Genomic DNA, 20665 nt, shown 5'->3' with positions numbered 1-20665 from the left:
AGGCTCGCCGCGCATGGATTTACGTGATCTCAAATTGTTTCTCCATTTGGCGGAAAGCCGCCATTTCGGCCGCACGGCCAAAGCGATGCATATCAGCCCTTCCACGCTGTCGCGACAGATTCAACGGCTGGAGGAAGACCTCGGTCAAACCCTGTTTCAGCGCGATAACCGCACCGTGCAGCTAACCGATGCGGGAGAACATCTGAAACTGTTCGCCCAGCAGACGCTGCTGCAATACCAGCAGTTGCGGCACCTTATCGGTCAGCGCGGGCCGTCGCTAAGCGGCGAACTGCGTATTTTTTGCTCCGTCACCGCCGCCTACAGCCATTTGCCGCCGATCCTGGATCGCTTCCGCGCCCAGCATCCGCTGGTGGAGATTAAACTGACCACCGGCGACGCCGCCGACGCCGTCGATAAGGTACAATCCAACGACGCCGATTTGGGTATCGCCGGACATCCGGAGACGCTGCCCGCCAGCGTGGACTTTATGCCCATCGGCAGCATCCCGCTGTCATTGATTATTCCGGCGCTGCCCTGCCCGGTTCAGGCGCAGGTGAAGCAGCCCGACACCGACTGGGCGCAAATCCCGTTTATTCTGCCGGAACACGGGCCGGTACGGAAGCGTATCGAACTGTGGTTTCGCCGCCGCCATATCGCCAATCCGCAGATTTACGCCACCGTGTCTGGCCACGAGGCGATGGTGTCGATGGTGGCGCTGGGCTGCGGCATCGCGCTGATCCCGGACGTGGTGCTGGAAAACAGCCCGGAGCCGGTGCGCAACCGCGTCTCGGTTTTTGCCGAAAATGCGATGGAGCCGCTGGACCTGGGCGTATGCGTGCAGAAAAAGCGGCTAAGCGAGCCGTTAATCGCCGCGTTCTGGGAAACGCTGCGGGGAAAATCATAAAATTTCCCCCCTCGCGGCGTAGGCTATTTATCTTGTCCGCTCGGCCACAAGGAAGGTATCGATGAAATCGTATTTGCTGGCGGCGATATTGCTGTTCTCCGCCCCCGCGCCGGCGGCGACGCTCAGCGGCAAGGTGGTGAAAGTCGTTGACGGCGACACCCTCCTGGTGCGCCACAACGGCGTTGACTACCGTATCCGCATGTTGGGCATTGATGCGCCGGAATATCGCCAACCGTACGGCAAGGCGTCCCGCCGCGCGCTGGACAGGCGGGTCGGCGGAAAACGGGTGACGATTCAGTATGAGGAAAAGGATCGCTACGGCCGCTACCTCGGCACGGTCTATTACCGGAATAACAATATCAATCTGGATCTGCTGCGCAACGGCCACGCGTGGGTGTACCGAGACTACCGTAACGACCGCCAGTTAATGAGCAGTGAAAACGCCGCCCGCCGCCAACGGCTGGGTCTGTGGCGTCCCCCCTATCCGCAGGCCCCCTGGGAGTACCGCCGGACGCACTGACGGGTCGTTTCAGCCAAGATAACGCTCGCCTGACGCCTGCGTTTCCTGCGCGGCTTTTTTCATGGTTTCGATTTCCATCAAATAGCGATAGAGCGGTTCGAGTTGGGTAAAACCCTGCGCCAGGGTCGCGGCCAGCTCGGCGGAGAAGAGCGCTTCCATATCCTGGCGGGTACAAATGGCGGCTAAGGATTTGCGGTTATACCAGTCGGTCAGTTCCGGCGGCAGCTCTTTTATCAGCGGACGTTTGTAACTTTCCCCTTCCAGCTTAAACCGATCCTGTAAACAGCTCGCCGCCGCAAGAAAGCGCTGCGGATTGCCGCGCAGCGTTTGGCGGAACAGCTCCATGGTGTTGCGCGTCGCGCTGTAATACCCCAGGCCATAGCGCCATAAATCCGGCGCTATCTCAAAGAAATAGACCGGCGCATCCGTCCAGTCCTTACGGGTGCGCTTGAACGTCAGCCACATTTGGCTGCGATAGCGTGATTTATCATGGGAAAAGCGGGTATCGCGGTGAATGCGGGACAGCGTTTTGCCGATGGCCGGGCGGGTTTCAAAATGATCGTCAATCTGCAACATGGTCAGGCTGAGCTCATCAACCAATGCCCGAAAGGGAGCCACTAATTGCCGATCGTAAATTTCACGATGTTCATCAAACCACGCTTTATCGTTGTATTGGCGTACCTGCTGAAGAAAGGTCAATCCCCGCTGGGAAAAGCCGTTGAAATGCGTTGCCATGGTTTTACATTATCCGTATGACTCGTTGAATAACGTAAAGATAACGCTCCCGACCATGAAACGCCATCGGGAGCGCGGGCAAGACAAATTCAGTCGCTAGCCAGCCAGAAAGAAGCGGAACGACGGATTACTGGTCTCGTCATGACACTCATAGCCCAGCTCCTGCAGATGGCGCTCGAACGACGGGTCGCGCTCTTCCAGTTCAAACGCCGCCAGCACCCGGCCAAAATCCATACCGTGGCTGCGGTAGTGGAACAGCGAAATATTCCAATGGGTGCCCAGGGTATGCAGGAACTTCAGCAACGCGCCCGGCGATTCGGGAAATTCAAAGCTATACAGCCGCTCCCGCAGGGGTTTTGACGGCCGTCCGCCCACCATGTAGCGCACATGCAGCTTGGCCATTTCGTCGTCGGATAAATCCACCACCTTATAGCCGCCCGCCGACAGCTCGGCAATGATCTCCTGGCGCTCCGCGTGACCGCGCGTCAGACGCACGCCGACAAAAATGCAGGCGTCCTGGTCATCCGCATAGCGATAGTTGAATTCGGTAACGGCACGGCCGCCCAGCAGTTGGCAAAAGGTCAGGAAGCTGCCTTTTTTCTCCGGAATGGTGACCGCCAGCAGGGCCTCCCGCTGTTCGCCCAGTTCACAGCGCTCGGAAACATAGCGCAGACCGTGAAAGTTAACGTTGGCGCCGGATAACACGTGCGCCAGCCGCTCGCCCTGGATCTGATGCTGCTGGATGTACTTTTTCATCCCCGCCAGCGCCAGCGCGCCGGACGGCTCGGCAACGGCGCGCACATCCTCAAACAGATCTTTTACCGCGGCGCAGATCGCGTCGCTGTCTACGGTGATCGCATCGTCCAGATACTCGCGGCACAAACGGAAGGTTTCGTCGCCGATGCGCTTGACCGCCACGCCTTCGGCAAACAGCCCCACGCGCGCCAGATCCACCGGATGGCCGGCGTCCAGCGCCGCGCGCAGGCAGGCCGAATCCTCCGCTTCCACGCCGATGACCTTGATTTGCGGCATCAGTTGCTTAATCAGCACCGCCACCCCGGCGGCCAGACCGCCGCCGCCGACCGGCACAAAAACCCGGTCCAGATGCGCGTCCTGTTGCAGCAGCTCCAGCGCCAGCGTGCCCTGCCCGGCGATCACCGCCGGGTGATCGAACGGCGGCAGAAAGGTCATTTTCTGCTGCTGCGCCAGCTCAATCGCCTTGGCTTTCGCCTCATCGAAGTTGGCGCCGTGCAGCAGCACTTCGCCGCCGAAGCCGCGCACCGCGTCGACTTTGATATCCGCCGTCGCCACCGGCATCACGATCAGCGAATTGATGCCCAGCTTGCTGGCGGAGAGCGCCACGCCCTGAGCGTGGTTGCCGGCTGACGCCGTCACCACGCCGTGCGATTTTTGCTCGTCCGTCAGACCGGCCATCATCGCGTAGGCGCCGCGCAGCTTAAAGCTATGCACCGCATGCCGGTCCTCACGCTTCACCAGAATGACGTTGCCCAGCCGCGAAGAGAGTTTATCCATCTTCTCCAACGGCGTGACCTGGGTGACTTCATAAACCGGCGAACGCAGGATCGCTCTCAAGTACTCCGCGCCACAGGGCGCGGAGGGAAGAGGTTGTGACACAGCCATGATAATCAGCCTCCCAGCTTGCTCTTGTCACGAACGGCGCCTTTATCGGCGCTGGTTGCCAGACTGGCGTAAGCGCGCAGCGCAAAAGAGACCTGACGGTCACGGCTGCGCGGCGTCCAGGCCGCGTCGCCGCGCGCCAGTTCGATTTCACGGCGCGCCGCCAACTCTTTTTCCGCCACGTCCAGCACGATGCTGCGGCCGGGAATATCGATGGCGATCATATCGCCGTCTTCCACCAGGCCGATGGTGCCGCCGCTGGCGGCTTCCGGCGAAGCGTGGCCGATGGACAAACCGGAGGTCCCGCCGGAGAAGCGGCCGTCGGTGATCAGCGCGCAGGCTTTGCCCAGCCCCATCGACTTCAGGAAGCTGGTGGGGTAAAGCATTTCCTGCATCCCCGGCCCGCCTTTCGGTCCTTCATAGCGAATGACCACCACGTCGCCCGCCACCACTTTTCCGCCCAGGATCGCGCTTACCGCATCATCCTGGCTTTCATAAACCTTCGCCGGACCGCGGAATACCAGGCTGCCCTTGTCCACGCCCGCCGTCTTCACGATGCAGCCGTTTTCTGCCAGATTGCCGTACAGCACGGCAAGACCGCCGTCCTGACTGTAGGCGAACTCACGGGAACGGATACAGCCTTCCCGGCGGTCGACGTCCAGCGAATCCCAGCGGCAATCCTGCGAAAACGCCTGCGTGGTGCGGATACCGGCCGGCCCGGCGGAGTACATTTTTTTCACGCCGTCATCCTGCGTCAGCACCACATCGTAGGCTTCGAGCGTTTCCGGCAGCGTTTTGCCCAGCACGTTATAGACGTCGCGATGCAGCAGGCCGGCACGATCCAACTCGCCGAGGATACCCATCACGCCGCCGGCGCGGTGCACGTCTTCCATATGGTATTTCTGCGTGCTCGGCGCGACCTTGCACAGGTGCGGAACCTTACGCGACAGGCGGTCGATGTCTTCCATCGTGAAGTCGACCTCGCCTTCCTGCGCCGACGCCAGCAGGTGCAGTACGGTATTGGTCGACCCCCCCATGGCGATATCCAGCGTCATGGCGTTTTCAAATGCCGCCTTGGTGGCGATATTGCGCGGCAACGCGCGATCGTCATCCTGCTCGTAGTAGCGCTTCGCCAGTTCGACGATGCGTGTACCGGCATTGAGGAACAGCTGTTTGCGATCGGCGTGGGTCGCCAGCAGCGAGCCGTTGCCCGGCTGCGACAGGCCCAATGCTTCGGTCAGGCAGTTCATCGAGTTGGCGGTGAACATACCGGAACAGGAACCGCAGGTCGGACAGGCGGAGCGCTCGATCTGATCGCTGTCGGCGTCGCTGACGTTGGGGTTGGCCCCCTGGATCATCGCATCCACCAGGTCCAGCTTGATGATCTGATTGGAAAGCTTGGTTTTCCCCGCTTCCATCGGCCCGCCGGAGACAAAGATCACCGGAATGTTCAGGCGCAGCGCGGCCATCATCATGCCGGGGGTGATTTTGTCGCAGTTGGAAATACACACCATGGCGTCGGCGCAGTGCGCGTTGACCATGTATTCAACCGAGTCGGCGATCAGCTCGCGCGAAGGCAGGGAATAGAGCATACCGCCATGCCCCATGGCGATACCGTCGTCAACCGCAATGGTATTGAACTCCTTCGCCACGCCGCCGGAAGCTTCGATTTGCTCTGCAACCAGTTTTCCCAGGTCGCGCAAATGCACATGGCCGGGAACGAACTGCGTGAATGAGTTAACCACCGCGATAATCGGCTTGCCAAAATCGTCGTCGGTCATTCCGGTGGCGCGCCACAGAGCCCGGGCGCCGGCCATATTACGGCCGTGCGTGGTGGTGGCTGAACGGTACTTAGGCATACTCTTGTTTACTCCAGTATTAACTTAGTGGGCGATGGCGAAGCGCGCCATCACCTGATTCTGTCTGTCATCTTGTATTGATTAAGGGTTTACCGGATCCAGCCAGCCCCATTTATCCGCGGTTTCACCGCTAAATAGCCCGAAGAACGCCTGTTGTAGTTTTTTGGTTACCGGGCCGCATTTGCCAATACCAACCTGAATGCCGTCAACGCTGCGAACCGGGGTAATTTCCGCCGCGGTGCCGGACATAAATACTTCATCCGCCAGATACAGCGACTCGCGCGACAGCACTTGCTCACGAACTTCAAAACCCGACGCTTTGGCCAGTTTGATAATCGCATCGCGCGTAATCCCCGGCAGCGCCGAAGAGGTAAACGGCGGGGTGAAAATGATGCCGTCTTTCACCTCAAACAGGTTTTCACCCGCGCCTTCGGAAACATAGCCGTGCACATCCAGCGCAATCCCTTCCTGATAGCCATGGCGGCGGGCTTCGCTGCCCACCAGCAGCGACGAAAGATAGTTGCCCCCGGCTTTCGCCGCGGTGGGGATGGTATTCGCCGCAACGCGATGCCATGAAGACACCATCGCATCGATCCCCTGATCCAGCGCCTCTTCGCCCAGATAGGCGCCCCACGGAAAGGCGGCGATAATCACATCGGTTTTATAGCCGTCCGGCGGATTGACGCCCATACCGACGTCGCCCACAAACACCAGCGGGCGAATATAGGCGCTGGTGAGGTTGTTTTTGCGTAACGTCGCGCGGCACGCTTCCATCAGTTCGTCGACGCTCTGCTGCAAGGGCATACGGTAAATTTTCGCCGAGTCATGCAGGCGCTGCATATGCTCGCGGTGACGGAACACCGCGGGTCCTTTATGCGTGTTATAGCAACGGACGCCTTCAAATACCGACGTCCCATAATGCAAGGCGTGCGACATAACATGAACTTTAGCATCCGCCCACGGAACCATTTCCCCGTTAAACCAAATGTAGTCGGCTTTCTTGGTCATTTTTTATTTTCCTTACTCTCTGTGTTAGGCACTGAACGGTTGTGATGCGGTCATTGGCTGGATTTCAACGCAGGCAATATCCAGCAACTTGCTTAATTGCGCCGACAATAAATCTATCGGGCGATGACTGGCAACGGTCAGTTCAATATTAATGTGATCGTTGGTATTGGCGCTCTGCGCCATATTCATGGCGCAGACCTGAAAACCGCGGTGACGGGCGACGCGCAGTACACGCTCCAGAATCTCTGGACGGAAGCGGGCCTGAATCGAAAGCTGATGGCGTGTCATTCTGTTTTCTCCAGCTATTATTCTGTTTTATCTAACATCGTTTCGTTACCGGCGCCGGGCGGCACCAGCGGCCAAACATTCTCGTACTCATCGATGGAAACGTGCAGCAGGTATGGCCCTTCACTGTTAAACAGGGCATCCAGCGCAGCGTCAATCTGGTTTTTATGGGTGATGCGTTGGCCGGGAATATCAAAAGCGCTTGCCAGCGTCAGGAAATCGGGGTTATCGGAGAGGTTGGTTTCACTATAGCGTTGATCAAAAAACAGCTGCTGCCACTGTCGAACCATGCCTAATCGTTGGTTATCCAGCAGCACGATCTTCACCGGCAACCGTTTTCGCTTGATGGTGCCCAACTCCTGAATATTCATCATAAAAGAGCCGTCACCCGAAATACAGATCACCATATCGTCGGGACGGGCGACCTGCGCGCCCACGGCGGCGGGAACGCCAAATCCCATGGAGCCCAGGCCGCTGGAGGTGATGAAATTCTCAGGCCGGCTGAACGCCATATGCTGAGCCGCCCACATCTGATGCTGACCGACGTCCGTCGTCACCACGGTATTCGCCGCTTTGCGATCGGAAATCGTTTTCAGTAACGCCGGGGCATAAATCGCCTGGCCCGGATGATCGTAACGCCACGGGTATTTGGCTTTCATCATCACGGCCCGCTGCCGCCACGCTTCAATACTCAGCGGCTGTTGCAACGCGGGCAACAGCGCGTTCAGGTCTCCTTGCAGCGCCACGTTGGCCTGACGCAGCTTGCTCAGCTCGGCGGGATCGATATCCATATGGATAACGTCGGCATGGGGCGCAAAGGTATTCAGCTTACCCGTCACCCGGTCGTCAAAACGGGCGCCGACGGCGATCAGCAGGTCGCATTGCTGAACCATCAGGTTGGCCGCTTTCGTACCGTGCATGCCAATCATACCCAGATAGCAGGGATGATTGGCATCCACGCTTCCCAACCCTTTAAGCGTCACGACAGAGGGCATTTCGGTAGCGGCGATAAACTCGCGCAAAGCGGGAACCGCCCGCGCCATACCCACGCCGCCGCCAACGTACAACACCGGCTTCTGCGCTTTGGCCAGCATCGCGCGCGCCAGCGCGATATCCGCCGCGGGAAAGTCGGCGTGGTTATCGACAGGCGTAATATACGGCGTGAAATCCCCGTCGGCCAGTTGAATATCTTTAGGAATATCAATCAGAACAGGGCCAGGACGCCCGCTGCCGGCAATGGCGAAAGCTTCGGCCATCACTTCGGGCAGCGACTCCAGTGACTCAATCAGGAAACTGTGCTTAGTGCAGGCCAGCGACAACCCCAGTACGTCGATCTCCTGAAACGCATCGGTACCAATCAGCGCCGACCCCACCTGCCCGGTGATCGCCACAATAGGAACGGAATCCAGCAACGCATCCGCCAACCCGGTAATCAGGTTCGTCGCGCCGGGGCCTGAAGTGGCGATACATACGCCAACCTTGCCGGTTGCGCGGGCATAGCCAATCGCCGCCATGGCGGCGCCTTGCTCATGGCGACACAGTAGGTGTTCTACGCCGCCGTCATAAAGTGCATCATAGACCGGCATAATCGCGCCTCCGGGATAACCGAAAACGGCGTCCACTCCCTGCGCCCGCAACGCTTGTACCACCCACTGAGCCCCATTCATCGTTATTTCTCCAGCATCTTGCGGGAATAACAGCATTCTGTACCACTAACCATTTTCTGCTCCCTTACGTTATACATTACGCCCGAAAAAAAAACCCCCGACCTTTCGGTGCGGGGGTTTTCTTGAATTCGGGCCTGATTTCTAAGCCATTCTTCGTCCAAGTGCTGCCCCGCACGGTGGGATAATAATCACCACCACGCTAATCACGACTAGGCTAATCACTAGGGAGAAAGCTTTCATAAATAGAGTGTTCATTAATCTACTGTCGAACGAATACATACAGAGTTACCACATTCCAGCACGATATGACAACAATTTTTTCGGTGTTTTTCTGTAACTCAGAATAAACCCTGCTAAAAAATATAATGTAATCATTACGGTAGCAGGCATTCAGGTTAATGTCGGCACAACCGGGAATTTAAACGTTTCGGCGATTGATAAGTATATTAATGGCAACACCGTTACGCGGGAAACGGGCGCAACCGGGATGGCGTCCGAAGATTATATCAGTTCTCTCGCCGCCGCGTGACGTCAATGTAAAGATCGCATAACGCCCTGCTCCATAGGCGTTTCTGCGACAGGTTACGCATTCCTCAGGCAATGCATTGCGAAAAGGAACTATTTTTCAAAACCACTGCGCAAAAACACCATCCCCTCATCCCTTTCTTACCCGTTATTTCGCATCATGCCTCCCTTATCGAAGGGAGAACAGTATGTCACTGGCAGTTACCTATACACGGGCAATGATAGGCGTGCAGGCGCCGGAGGTGTCCATTGAGGTGCACATCAGCAGCGGATTACCGGCCCTTACGCTGGTTGGCCTGCCGGAAACCACCGTCAAAGAGGCGCGCGATCGCGTACGCAGCGCGCTTATCAATTGCGGATTCTCATTCCCCGCCAAACGTATTACGGTCAATCTGGCTCCAGCAGACCTTCCCAAAGAGGGCGGCCGTTACGATCTCCCTATTGCCCTGGCCGTTCTCGCGGCCTCGGAGCAAATCCGCGGGGAAAGGCTAAGCCACTATGAGTTTCTCGGCGAGTTGGGCCTCTCAGGCGCGCTACGGTCGGTCAACGGCGCCATTCCGGCGGCGTTGGAGGCGATAAAATCAGGCCGTCAGCTCATCCTGCCGGACGGCAATAAGCTGGAAATGGCGCTGATCCCGCAGGGAGGAGCGCTGATGGCGGGACATCTGCTGCAGGTTTGCGCGTTTTTACAAGGCGAGGAAGAGTTGGTGCGTTGCAGCACGATTCCCGAGTCCCCCTCGTTCAATAACGACGAGCCCGACCTGAAAGATATTATCGGACAGGAGCAGGCAAAGCGGGCGCTGGAGATCACGGCGGCCGGCGGACATAACCTGCTGTTGCTTGGGCCGCCGGGAACGGGGAAAACCATGCTAGCCAGTCGGCTCGGCAACCTGATGCCTCCGTTGAGCGATGAAGAGGCGCTGGAAAGCGCGGCGATCAATAGCCTGATAAATATCGACGCCACCATGACCCGATGGCGCACCAGGCCGTTCAGGGCGCCGCATCACAGCGCCTCTATGGCGGCGCTGGTCGGCGGCGGCTCGCTGCCTAAACCGGGTGAAATTTCCCTGGCGCACAACGGCGTGCTGTTTCTCGATGAACTGCCCGAATTTGAGCGCCGCGTGCTGGACTCACTGCGCGAACCGTTAGAGTCAGGAGAAATCATTATCTCCCGTACCCGGGCAAAAGTTTGCTATCCAGCCAGGGTACAGCTGGTTGCGGCGATGAACCCCAGCCCTTCCGGTCATTATCAGGGCATTCATAACCGCCTGCCCGCACGGCAGATTTTACGTTATCTCGGCAAACTTTCCGGTCCCTTTCTGGATCGCTTTGATATTTCGATTGAGGTTCCTTTGCTGCCGCCCGGCATATTGCGCCGGCAGGTTTATCAGGGGGAAAGCAGCGCGATCGTCAGGGAACGAGTTCTGGCCGCACGGCAGAGGCAGCTTAAGCGGGCCAATAAAACCAACGCGCTGTTAAATCCCCATGAGGTAGAAAAACATTGCCGGCTGGAATCGGATGACGCGGCCTATCTGGAAGAGGTGATGAGTAAACTGGGATTATCCGTCCGCGCCTGGCACAGAATACTGAAAGTCGCCCGAACCATCGCCGATCTCGGCGAACAGGATAATATACAGAGAAAACATCTTGCAGAAGCGCTTAACTACCGATGTATGGATCGTCTGCTTATACAACTGCACAAAAACCTGGAATAAAATGAAGACGGTACGCCAGTCGGCGCAATAAAAAAGGGCTCATGGAAGACCATGACCCCTTTTCGCACCGACCGGCGGATCGCTCAACAATCCTTGAACGATCGGCATTGAGCTTGCGCCCCGTTTTTATTAATCGTCGCTTTCGATGTATTCTTCCACCGCATCCATTTGCGGCTTACCGCCTGACAGCGTGTGGAACCGCTTAGGACGACGGATACGATCCATATACTTGGACCATATTTTTTCCATATCCGTTTCGGCCTTACGTTCGCCGCGGCACATCGCCACAAACTGTACCTCATCCTCAGTGACCGGTTCGCGTTTACCCAGATCGAGTTCGTTAAAAGCATAACCATGGCGCTCCAACAGTTGTGCTTCTTTAATAGTAAAGTCGCCGTGCCGGGAAAAACCACGTGGGTAAAACTTGTTATCAAAAAAACGATTACTGGTAGAGAAGCTTTCCGCCATCTTACACGCTCCTAATTCTTTTATGGTCGTGCTGTTTATGGCGCGGAGTATTAGATAGGCTTGACAATGTGTAAAACAAAACATTTAAATCATCACGACAAATTTTTTTGGAGATAGGCGTGGATACCGAATTACTGAAAACCTTTCTGGAAGTCAGCAGGACAAGACACTTTGGTCGCGCCGCAGAATCTCTCTACCTGACGCAGTCCGCGGTCAGTTTTCGCATCCGTCAATTAGAGACCCAGCTTGGCGCAAATTTATTCACCCGTCACCGCAACAATATCCGTCTGACGCCGGCGGGAGAACGGCTTTTACCCTATGCGGAAAGCCTGATCGGCACCTGGCAGCTGGCTAAAAAAGAGGTGGCGCGTTCACAGCAACATAGTCTTCTGTCGATCGGGGCCACCGCGTCGCTATGGGAGGCGTATTTAACCCCGTGGCTGCAAACGATTTATGCCCAACGCCCGTTGCTGCAACTGGAGGCGCGCATCGCCCTGCGCCATTCGCTGGTAAAACAACTGCATGAACGCCAGTTGGATCTGCTCATTACCACGGAACAGCCCAAAATGGAGGAGTTAGCCAGCCAGCTGCTCGGTGATTTCTCACTCTCGCTGTTTACCTCGGCAACGAATGAAATCAATCAGGAATTGCCTTATATCAAGCTGGAATGGGGGGCTGATTTCCATCAGCAGGAAAATAACCTGCTGGCGAGCGAACAGCATCCGGTTCTCACCACGACTTCAGCCCATCTGACGCGTAAATTATTGGCGACGACCGGCGGTTGCGCATTTTTACCCAGCCACTGGGCACAGAAATACAGGCATTTGAAAGTGCTGGGGGATACGCCGGCCGTTGTGCGTCCGTTTTATGCGGTTTGGCTGCAAAACAGCGATCAGCAAGCGTTGATTCGGCAGTTGCTGAAAAACCCCATTGAATTAGCATAAACGGCATTATCGGGGATATTGAGCATGCTCTGGCTAATCCGGGCATGCCGACTCCGTTTACCCATGGCCAGCGCTAGAATGGAACGGATAATGGCGAGACGAAAGATTAAAACAAAAAACCCTTCACGATGAAGTGAAGGGTTTTTATCTGGCAGGGGCGGAGAGACTCGAACTCCCAACACCCGGTTTTGGAGACCGGTGCTCTACCAATTGAACTACGCCCCTAAATAGGGTGGCGGAACGGACGGGACTCGAACCCGCGACCCCCTGCGTGACAGGCAGGTATTCTAACCAACTGAACTACCGCTCCACCGATTCTGTTACGTGTATCTTCCTGATACCACCCTTTCGGGCCAGCTTTCCCTTGCCTGATTACCGAATGTCATCCCGGTAATCCGTGTTTGATGCCTGGCAGTTTATGAATCATTTCATGATCCACCCTACGGGCCATTGCTGCGCAACGTTTAAAAGCCTTCGGCTTTTTTCCTACTCTCTATCGAGTAGCGAACTGCCCGTTGGATTTCACTGCTACTTCTAATTTGATGCCTGGCAGTTCCCTACTCTCACATGGGGAGACCCCACACTACCATCGGCGCTACGGCGTTTCACTGCTGAGTTCGGCATGGGGTCAGGTGGGACCACCGCGCTATCGCCGCCAGGCAAATTCATTTTATCCCAACCGTTACTTCCGTAACCATCAGAACCAATCCATGAACAAGCTGAATATCGTTTATCTTTGAGTCTACTCTCAAAACACCTTCGGTGTTGTAAGGTTAAGCCTCTCGGGTCATTAGTACCGGTCAGCTCAACGCATCGCTGCGCTTACACACCCGGCCTATCTACGTCGTCGTCTTCAACGGCCCTTCAGGGGACTCGAAGTCCCAGGGAAGACTCATCTCGAGGCAAGTTTCCCGCTTAGATGCTTTCAGCGGTTATCTCTTCCGCACTTAGCTACCGGGCAATGCAATTGGCATCACAACCCGTACACCAGTGGTGCGTTCACTCCGGTCCTCTCGTACTAGGAGCAACCCCTCTCAATCTTCCAACGCCCACGGCAGATAGGGACCGAACTGTCTCACGACGTTCTAAACCCAGCTCGCGTACCACTTTAAATGGCGAACAGCCATACCCTTGGGACCTACTTCAGCCCCAGGATGTGATGAGCCGACATCGAGGTGCCAAACACCGCCGTCGATATGAACTCTTGGGCGGTATCAGCCTGTTATCCCCGGAGTACCTTTTATCCGTTGAGCGATGGCCCTTCCATTCAGAACCACCGGATCACTAAGACCTGCTTTCGCACCTGCTCGAGCCGTCACTCTCGCAGTCAAGCTAGCTTATGCCTTTGCACTAACCTCCTGATGTCCGACCAGGATTAGCTAACCTTCGTGCTCCTCCGTTACGCTTTGGGAGGAGACCGCCCCAGTCAAACTACCCACCAGACACTGTCCGCAACCCGGATTACGGGCCCACGTTAGAACATCAAACATCAAAGGGTGGTATTTCAAGGTCGGCTCCACGCAGACTGGCGTCCACGCTTCACAGCCTCCCACCTATCCTACACATCAAGGCTCAAGGTTCAGTGTCAAGCTATAGTAAAGGTTCACGGGGTCTTTCCGTCTTGCCGCGGGTACACTGCATCTTCACAGCGAGTTCAATTTCACTGAGTCTCGGGTGGAGACAGCCTGGCCATCATTACGCCATTCGTGCAGGTCGGAACTTACCCGACAAGGAATTTCGCTACCTTAGGACCGTTATAGTTACGGCCGCCGTTTACCGGGGCTTCGATCAAGAGCTTCGCCCTAAGGCTGACCCCATCAATTAACCTTCCGGCACCGGGCAGGCGTCACACCGTATACGTCCACTTTCGTGTTTGCACAGTGCTGTGTTTTTATTAAACAGTTGCAGCCAGCTGGTATCTGCGACTGGTCTCAGCTCCATCCGCAAGGGACTTCACCAAATCCAGCGTGCCTTCTCCCGAAGTTACGGCACCATTTTGCCTAGTTCCTTCACCCGAGTTCTCTCAAGCGCCTGAGTATTCTCTACCTGACCACCTGTGTCGGTTTGGGGTACGATTGACTGTTACCTGGTGCTTAGAGGCTTTTCCTGGAAGCGTAGCATCGGTTACTTCGTCACCGTAGTGACTCGTCGTCACGCCTCAGTGTTAACGGTGTTCCGGATTTTCCAAAAACACCCACCTTCACGCTTAAACCGGGACTACCGTCGCCCGGCCAACCTAGCTTTCTCCGTCCCCCCTTCGCAGTAACAACCAGTACGGGAATATTAACCCGTTTCCCATCGACTACGCCTTTCGGCCTCGCCTTAGGGGTCGACTCACCCTGCCCCGATTAACGTTGGACAGGAACCCTTGGTCTTCCGGCGTGCGGGTTTTTCACCCGCATTATCGTTACTTATGTCAGCATTCGCACTTCTGATACCTCCAGCAGCCCTCACAGGCCACCTTCTACGGCTTACAGAACGCTCCCCTACCCAACGAACGTATCCTTAAAACGCCTTGCCGTCTGTCAGCGCTCAGGCCAACTCAACGTTTTTGTGGCTTGAACGTGCCAGCTTCGCCGTCACGTTAAGCGTTTTAAGTGATACGTTCGCTGCCGCAGCTTCGGTGCATGGTTTAGCCCCGTTACATCTTCCGCGCAGGCCGACTCGACCAGTGAGCTATTACGCTTTCTTTAAATGATGGCTGCTTCTAAGCCAACATCCTGGCTGTCTGGGCCTTCCCACATCGTTTCCCACTTAACCATGACTTTGGGACCTTAGCTGGCGGTCTGGGTTGTTTCCCTCTTCACGACGGACGTTAGCACCCGCCGTGTGTCTCCCGTGATTACATTCTACGGTATTCGCAGTTTGCATCGAGTTGGTAAGTCGGGATGACCCCCTAGTCGAAACAGTGCTCTACCCCCGCAGATGAGTTCACGAGGCGCTACCTAAATAGCTTTCGGGGAGAACCAGCTATCTCCCGGTTTGATTGGCCTTTCACCCCCAGCCACAAGTCATCCGCTAATTTTTCAACATTAGTCGGTTCGGTCCTCCAGTTAGTGTTACCCAACCTTCAACCTGCCCATGGCTAGATCACCGGGTTTCGGGTCTATACCCTGCAACTTGACGCCCAGTTAAGACTCGGTTTCCCTGCGGCTCCCCTATTCGGTTAACCTTGCTACAGAATATAAGTCGCTGACCCATTATACAAAAGGTACGCAGTCACCCCACCCCAAAACACTCACGGCTTGTTTTGTGTGTTGCTCATCGCAAAAAACGCGATGACAACCGTCACCTCGACATCCGCATCGCCTCTCGGCCCGGAAGTGTTTTGGTGGTGGGGCTCCCACTGCTTGTACGTACACGGTTTCAGGTTCTGTTTCACTCCCCTCGCCGGGGTTCTTTTCGCCTTTCCCTCACGGTACTGGTTCACTATCGGTCAGTCAGGAGTATTTAGCCTTGGAGGATGGTCCCCCCATCTTCAGACAGGATATCTCGTGTCCCGCCCTACTCATCGAACTCACAGCATGTGCATCTTCGTGTACGGGACTATCACCCTTTGTTGCGCGACTTTCCAGACGCTTCCACTGACACACAAACTGATGATGGTTCTGGGCTCCTCCCCGTTCGCTCGCCGCTACTGGGGGAATCTCGGTTGATTTCTTTTCCTCGGGGTACTGAGATGTTTCAGTTCCCCCGGTTCGCCTTTCATGGCTATGTATTCACCATGAAATAGTGCAACGTATTGCACTGGGTTTCCCCATTCGGGTATCGTCGGGTGTAACGGTTCATATCACCTTGCCGACGCTTTTCGCAGATTAGCACGCCCTTCATCGCCTCTGACTGCCTAGGCATCCACCGTGTACGCTTAGTCGCTTAACCTCACAACCCGAAGGTGTTTCTTTCTGTACGGCCTAGGGCCTCTTACAGAGAACACGTCGTGCTGCGATTATTTGAGAGACTCTGACACAACAAAATCATTACCCTCGCGGGTAATGTTCAGCTGCGTCGTTTCAATTTTCAGCTTGTTCCGGATTGTTAAAGAGCAAATACTTCGCAGCATACTGTCGCCAATACGCTCTGAAGTCTTTTTAATGGTGGAGCTATGCGGGATCGAACCGCAGACCTCCTGCGTGCAAAGCAGGCGCTCTCCCAGCTGAGCTATAGCCCCAAATCAGTCATACCTCTGCCAACTCGCTTAGCCGACGAAAGGTTCGTTGCGAGTAGCGCAGTGTGCAAACGCACATGAGCAACGCAGCAGCGAAGATTTCAAGGATAAGTAGAGTTGGTAGGCCTGAGTGGACTTGAACCACCGACCTCACCCTTATCAGGGGTGCGCTCTAACCACCTGAGCTACAAGCCTATTAAGGTATTTCTGCTCGTTATTTTCATCAGACAATCTGTTGTGGACACTGCACCTTCCAATATCTCACTTCAGTTTAAGGAGGTGATCCAACCGCAGGTTCCCCTACGGTTACCTTGTTACGACTTCACCCCAGTCATGAATCACAAAGTGGTAAGCGCCCCCCCTAAGGTTAAGCTACCTACTTCTTTTGCAACCCACTCCCATGGTGTGACGGGCGGTGTGTACAAGGCCCGGGAACGTATTCACCGTAGCATTCTGATCTACGATTACTAGCGATTCCGACTTCATGGAGTCGAGTTGCAGACTCCAATCCGGACTACGACGCACTTTATGAGGTCCGCTTACTCTCGCAAGTTCGCTTCTCTTTGTATGCGCCATTGTAGCACGTGTGTAGCCCTACTCGTAAGGGCCATGATGACTTGACGTCATCCCCACCTTCCTCCGGTTTATCACCGGCAGTCTCCTTTGAGTTCCCGACCGAATCGCTGGCAACAAAGGATAAGGGTTGCGCTCGTTGCGGGACTTAACCCAACATTTCACAACACGAGCTGACGACAGCCATGCAGCACCTGTCTCTCAGTTCCCGAAGGCACAAGACTGTCTCCAGTCTCTTCTGAGGATGTCAAGAGTAGGTAAGGTTCTTCGCGTTGCATCGAATTAAACCACATGCTCCACCGCTTGTGCGGGCCCCCGTCAATTCATTTGAGTTTTAACCTTGCGGCCGTACTCCCCAGGCGGTCGACTTAACGCGTTAGCTCCGGAAGCCACGGTTCAAGACCACAGCCTCCAAGTCGACATCGTTTACGGCGTGGACTACCAGGGTATCTAATCCTGTTTGCTCCCCACGCTTTCGCACCTGAGCGTCAGTCTTCGTCCAGGGGGCCGCCTTCGCCACCGGTATTCCTCCAGATCTCTACGCATTTCACCGCTACACCTGGAATTCTACCCCCCTCTACGAGACTCTAGCCTGTCAGTTTTGAATGCAGTTCCCAGGTTAAGCCCGGGGATTTCACATCCAACTTAACAGACCGCCTGCGTGCGCTTTACGCCCAGTCATTCCGATTAACGCTTGCACCCTCCGTATTACCGCGGCTGCTGGCACGGAGTTAGCCGGTGCTTCTTCTGCGGGTAACGTCAATCAACAAGATTATTAAGCTTGTTGCCTTCCTCCCCGCTGAAAGTGCTTTACAACCCGAAGGCCTTCTTCACACACGCGGCATGGCTGCATCAGGGTTTCCCCCATTGTGCAATATTCCCCACTGCTGCCTCCCGTAGGAGTCTGGACCGTGTCTCAGTTCCAGTGTGGCTGGTCATCCTCTCAGACCAGCTAGGGATCGTCGCCTAGGTGAGCCTTTACCCCACCTACCAGCTAATCCCATCTGGGCACATCCGATGGCGTGAGGCCATAAGGTCCCCCACTTTGCTCTTGCGAGGTTATGCGGTATTAGCTACCGTTTCCAGTAGTTATCCCCCTCCATCAGGCAGTTTCCCAGACATTACTCACCCGTCCGCCGCTCGTCACCCAAGGAGCAAGCTCCTCTGTGCTACCGCTCGACTTGCATGTGTTAGGCCTGCCGCCAGCGTTCAATCTGAGCCATGATCAAACTCTTCAATTTAAGATTTGTTTGATTCGCTACGTTAATAGCATGCTCAAAGAATTTATAACTGTTTATTCGTAATGAATTTACTGTCAGTCACTCTTCAAGACTTTGTATATCGTTTGCGGATATCGTCTTGTGAGTGCCCACACAGATTGTCTGATTAAATTGTTAAAGAGCAGTGCCACGTTACGCCGTGGCGCGGGCCGCATATGTTATGCAATTCCGCTGTGAAGTCAAGTGATTATTGCCTGGCTTCCTACCGTCATCACAACCGCGTTGCCGCCGTTGCCGTGTCAGTGGAGGCGCATTATAGGGCGTTCTCGGCGGCTTACAAGGGCTAAATGCAAAAAAGTGACTGAGTGCGTTTTTTTTCGGCAACGCGCGGAAAAAGAGCGCACTATGCGCTTTTTTTCCGCGCCATCTGCCCAAACTCATGGGCAAAACGCGCAACCTGATCCCAGTCGGTGTATTCAATCTCTTTACTGCTATCCGTTTCACCACCGGTCATACGCATAATCAACTGAATCATCACCCGGTCAATCCACCGATAGCGCGGATAGCGCAGCGCGCCGGCGAAAACGCCGCATAAGTCCGGCCGCCACGGCGAACTTAGCAAAAATTTACGCGTATAGGCGTTGGTTTGTAACGTGCGTTTTTCTGGTTTGCGCGCCGTAAGATTGACCGAGAAGAAAGCGCTGGGCAATTGCTGTAAGCGCGTCAGGTGCCGCCGAATAAACTGGTTTACCGCCGGATTAAAACGCCCATAGCGTACCGAAGCGCCGATCAGGATCGCATCGTATTTAGTTACGTCGATATCATGCTTACTTAATAAGCTGACGACATCGCACGCCAATGTCCCTTTAAGCGTGTTGGCAATATAAGAGGCTATCTCTCTTGTCTGCCCGTCCGTACTGGAAAACAATATCAAAGCTTTCATTACGCTATTCCTTTGTCTGTTTTATTCCCGCCAGAAAGTCGGCGTAAACAGGACTAAAAGAGTAAACACCTCCAAGCGTCCGAACAGCATGGTCAGAATCAATATCCACTTTGCCGCATCATTCATTGAAGTGAAATTATCCGCCACCACCCCCAGCCCAGGCCCCAGATTATTCAGCGTGGCGGCAACGGCGGCAAAAGCGGAGAAATCATCCACGCCCGTCGCAATCACCGCCAGCATACTGACGATAAAAACCAGCGCATAGGCGGAAAAGAAGCCCCAAACGGCCTCTAATATCCGCTCCGGCAGCGCACGGTGGCCCAGTTTTATGGTGTATACCGCATTGGGATGAACCAGACGTTTCAACTCACGGGAACCCTGCAGAAAAAGCAGCAGAATACGGATGACTTTCAAACCGCCGCCGGTCGACCCGGCACACCCGCCGATAAAGGCGGAACACAGGAGCAATACGGGTAAAAAAAGCGGCCAGGAGGCGATGCTATCGGTGGTAAACCCCGCCGTGGTCGCCATCGACACCACCTGAAAAAAGGCCTGATTCAGCGTTTGCATACCGCTGGCGTAGACATTATGGAACCACAATACCAAGGTGCATACCGCAACCAGCGATATCTGTATAAAAATAAACATGCGGAATTCGGGATCGCGCCAGTAAACCTTGAGGCTGCGTCCGCTCAACACCGCAAAGTGCAGGCCAAAGTTACAGCCGGAAATCAACAAAAACACCGCGACGATGCTGTTAATCGTCGGGTTGTTAAAATAGCCGATACTGGCGTCGTGGGTAGAAAAACCGCCTACCGATACCGTTGAGAAGCTGTGGCCGATGGCGTCGAAAATCGGCATCCCCGCCAGCCACAGCGATACGGCGCAGGCGACGGTGAGCAGCAGATAGATCAGCCATAGCGTTTTGGCGGTATCGGCAATCCGCGGGCGCATTTTGTTATCTTTCAGCGGCCCCGGCATTTCAGCGCGATAGAGCTGCATACCGCCGACGCCCAATATCGGCAGGATGGCGACAGCCAGCACAATGATCCCCATACCGCCGAACCACTGCAGCATTTGCCGATAGAAAAGAATCGCCTTCGGCAGTGAGTCCAGCCCGACCAGCGTGGTTGCTCCAGTGGTGGTCAACCCGGAGAAGGACTCGAAAAACGCATCGGTCACGCCGAGATTAGGATGCTCCGCAAACAGAAAAGGAAGCGCTCCCACGCTGCCCAGCACCGTCCAGAACAATACGACGATCAAAAATCCTTCGCGCGATTTCAACTCATGCTTCTGCTTTCTGTTCGGCAGCCACAGCACGATGCCGATCGCCAGGGCGACCAGAAAGGTTTGGGTGAAAGCCCGTCCTGCGCCGTCGCGATAGATCAAGGCCACCAGGCCGGGAATAAACATGGTCCCGGAGAACAGGATAACCAGCAGGCCGACAATACGGGTTATGGCACGCAACTGCATTGCAGAAAATTCCTTAATGATTC

The 20665-nt window shown here is 55.4% G+C and carries 14 protein-coding genes, 4 tRNA genes and 3 rRNA genes; 4 read left to right on the top strand and 17 right to left on the bottom strand.

All coding sequences use genetic code 11. The features are described 5' to 3' along the window. Positions 1-13 precede the first annotated feature (13 nt). Positions 14-904 (top strand): HTH-type transcriptional activator IlvY, encoded by an 891-nt coding sequence (ilvY, locus tag EH206_RS01240; protein ID WP_009111016.1) that lies wholly within the window; start codon positions 14-16, stop codon positions 902-904. A gap of 61 nt (positions 905-965) precedes the next feature. Beyond that, positions 966-1424: a thermonuclease family protein gene (locus EH206_RS01235; RefSeq protein WP_009111015.1), complete on the top strand. Its 459-nt coding sequence runs from the start codon at positions 966-968 to the stop codon at positions 1422-1424. A gap of 9 nt (positions 1425-1433) precedes the next feature. Here the strand turns inward: EH206_RS01235 and EH206_RS01230 are convergent, their stop codons facing one another. From EH206_RS01230 to ilvL, 7 genes are all read right to left on the bottom strand, one after another. After that, positions 1434-2159: a DUF2461 domain-containing protein gene (locus EH206_RS01230; RefSeq protein WP_009111014.1), complete on the bottom strand. Its 726-nt coding sequence runs from the start codon at positions 2157-2159 to the stop codon at positions 1434-1436. A 96-nt stretch (positions 2160-2255) separates the two neighbouring features. After that, positions 2256-3800, bottom strand: a complete 1545-nt coding sequence (gene ilvA / locus EH206_RS01225; RefSeq protein WP_009111013.1) for a threonine ammonia-lyase, biosynthetic — start codon at positions 3798-3800, stop codon at positions 2256-2258. A gap of 5 nt (positions 3801-3805) precedes the next feature. Beyond that, positions 3806-5656, bottom strand: a complete 1851-nt coding sequence (gene ilvD, locus EH206_RS01220; protein WP_009111012.1) for a dihydroxy-acid dehydratase — start codon at positions 5654-5656, stop codon at positions 3806-3808. Positions 5657-5737: 81 nt separating this feature from the next. After that, positions 5738-6664 (bottom strand): branched-chain amino acid transaminase, encoded by a 927-nt coding sequence (locus EH206_RS01215; RefSeq protein ID WP_009111011.1) that lies wholly within the window; start codon positions 6662-6664, stop codon positions 5738-5740. A 24-nt stretch (positions 6665-6688) separates the two neighbouring features. Continuing rightward, positions 6689-6952, bottom strand: coding sequence for an acetolactate synthase 2 small subunit (ilvM, locus tag EH206_RS01210; protein WP_009111010.1), 264 nt, complete (start codon positions 6950-6952; stop codon positions 6689-6691). 17 nt (positions 6953-6969) lie between these two features. After that, positions 6970-8616 carry an acetolactate synthase 2 catalytic subunit gene (ilvG, locus tag EH206_RS01205; protein ID WP_009111009.1) on the bottom strand — a complete coding sequence of 549 codons (1647 nt, stop codon included), beginning with the start codon at positions 8614-8616 and terminating at the stop codon, positions 6970-6972. 141 nt (positions 8617-8757) lie between these two features. Then, on the bottom strand, positions 8758-8856 hold the full coding sequence (ilvL, locus tag EH206_RS01200) for an ilv operon leader peptide (protein ID WP_071778504.1): 99 nt from the start codon (positions 8854-8856) through the stop codon (positions 8758-8760). Between the two features lie 473 nt (positions 8857-9329). On the opposite strand from ilvL, the gene EH206_RS01195 reads away from it, so the two are divergent. Beyond that, positions 9330-10856, top strand: coding sequence for a YifB family Mg chelatase-like AAA ATPase (locus tag EH206_RS01195; RefSeq protein ID WP_009111008.1), 1527 nt, complete (start codon positions 9330-9332; stop codon positions 10854-10856). A 129-nt stretch (positions 10857-10985) separates the two neighbouring features. On the opposite strand, the gene EH206_RS01190 is transcribed toward EH206_RS01195, so the two are convergent. Then, positions 10986-11324 (bottom strand): MaoP family protein, encoded by a 339-nt coding sequence (locus tag EH206_RS01190; RefSeq protein ID WP_009111007.1) that lies wholly within the window; start codon positions 11322-11324, stop codon positions 10986-10988. Positions 11325-11443: 119 nt separating this feature from the next. Here EH206_RS01190 and hdfR point away from each other — a divergent pair, with 119 nt between their 5' ends. Then, a complete protein-coding gene (gene hdfR / locus EH206_RS01185; protein ID WP_009111006.1) occupies positions 11444-12268 on the top strand; it encodes an HTH-type transcriptional regulator HdfR in 825 nt (274 codons plus the stop codon). Between the two features lie 149 nt (positions 12269-12417). On the opposite strand, the gene EH206_RS01180 is transcribed toward hdfR, so the two are convergent. The 9 genes from EH206_RS01180 to trkH form a co-directional block, all read right to left on the bottom strand. After that, a tRNA-Trp gene (locus tag EH206_RS01180) sits at positions 12418-12493 on the bottom strand. 8 nt (positions 12494-12501) lie between these two features. Further along, positions 12502-12578 (bottom strand) — tRNA-Asp (locus tag EH206_RS01175). A gap of 234 nt (positions 12579-12812) precedes the next feature. Then, positions 12813-12928: ribosomal RNA gene (gene rrf, locus EH206_RS01170) — 5S ribosomal RNA — on the bottom strand. A gap of 109 nt (positions 12929-13037) precedes the next feature. After that, positions 13038-16147: ribosomal RNA gene (locus EH206_RS01165) — 23S ribosomal RNA — on the bottom strand. A 213-nt stretch (positions 16148-16360) separates the two neighbouring features. Further along, positions 16361-16436, bottom strand: a tRNA-Ala gene (locus tag EH206_RS01160). Positions 16437-16551: 115 nt separating this feature from the next. Continuing rightward, positions 16552-16628, bottom strand: a tRNA-Ile gene (locus EH206_RS01155). Positions 16629-16705: 77 nt separating this feature from the next. Then, positions 16706-18247 (bottom strand): 16S ribosomal RNA (locus tag EH206_RS01150). The 16S, 23S and 5S rRNA genes sit together here with 4 tRNA genes alongside, the layout of an rRNA operon. A gap of 382 nt (positions 18248-18629) precedes the next feature. After that, positions 18630-19169: a menaquinone-dependent protoporphyrinogen IX dehydrogenase gene (hemG, locus tag EH206_RS01145; RefSeq protein WP_009111005.1), complete on the bottom strand. Its 540-nt coding sequence runs from the start codon at positions 19167-19169 to the stop codon at positions 18630-18632. Between the two features lie 21 nt (positions 19170-19190). Further along, on the bottom strand, positions 19191-20642 hold the full coding sequence (gene trkH, locus EH206_RS01140; protein ID WP_009111004.1) for a Trk system potassium transporter TrkH: 1452 nt from the start codon (positions 20640-20642) through the stop codon (positions 19191-19193). Between the last annotated feature and the right edge of the window lie 23 nt (positions 20643-20665).

Origin of the sequence: Brenneria nigrifluens DSM 30175 = ATCC 13028 (assembly GCF_005484965.1) — a bacterium.
Taxonomy (GTDB): domain Bacteria; phylum Pseudomonadota; class Gammaproteobacteria; order Enterobacterales; family Enterobacteriaceae; genus Brenneria; species Brenneria nigrifluens.
Note: the sequence above shows the minus strand (reverse complement) of the source record. Positions and strands in the feature narration are given on the sequence as shown.

What these genes read in the sequence shown, in the direction of transcription:
- trkH (WP_009111004.1), bottom strand. Translation starts at nt 20,642, where the DNA reads ATGCAGTTGCGTGCCATAACCCGTATTGTCGGCCTGCTGGTTATCCTG.
- EH206_RS01215 (WP_009111011.1), bottom strand. Translation starts at nt 6,664, where the DNA reads ATGACCAAGAAAGCCGACTACATTTGGTTTAACGGGGAAATGGTTCCG.
- EH206_RS01235 (WP_009111015.1), top strand. Translation starts at nt 966, where the DNA reads ATGAAATCGTATTTGCTGGCGGCGATATTGCTGTTCTCCGCCCCCGCG.
- EH206_RS01195 (WP_009111008.1), top strand. Translation starts at nt 9,330, where the DNA reads ATGTCACTGGCAGTTACCTATACACGGGCAATGATAGGCGTGCAGGCG.
- hemG (WP_009111005.1), bottom strand. Translation starts at nt 19,169, where the DNA reads ATGAAAGCTTTGATATTGTTTTCCAGTACGGACGGGCAGACAAGAGAG.
- ilvY (WP_009111016.1), top strand. Translation starts at nt 14, where the DNA reads ATGGATTTACGTGATCTCAAATTGTTTCTCCATTTGGCGGAAAGCCGC.
- ilvA (WP_009111013.1), bottom strand. Translation starts at nt 3,800, where the DNA reads ATGGCTGTGTCACAACCTCTTCCCTCCGCGCCCTGTGGCGCGGAGTAC.
- EH206_RS01190 (WP_009111007.1), bottom strand. Translation starts at nt 11,324, where the DNA reads ATGGCGGAAAGCTTCTCTACCAGTAATCGTTTTTTTGATAACAAGTTT.
- ilvG (WP_009111009.1), bottom strand. Translation starts at nt 8,616, where the DNA reads ATGAATGGGGCTCAGTGGGTGGTACAAGCGTTGCGGGCGCAGGGAGTG.
- EH206_RS01230 (WP_009111014.1), bottom strand. Translation starts at nt 2,159, where the DNA reads ATGGCAACGCATTTCAACGGCTTTTCCCAGCGGGGATTGACCTTTCTT.
- ilvM (WP_009111010.1), bottom strand. Translation starts at nt 6,952, where the DNA reads ATGACACGCCATCAGCTTTCGATTCAGGCCCGCTTCCGTCCAGAGATT.
- ilvL (WP_071778504.1), bottom strand. Translation starts at nt 8,856, where the DNA reads ATGAAAGCTTTCTCCCTAGTGATTAGCCTAGTCGTGATTAGCGTGGTG.
- ilvD (WP_009111012.1), bottom strand. Translation starts at nt 5,656, where the DNA reads ATGCCTAAGTACCGTTCAGCCACCACCACGCACGGCCGTAATATGGCC.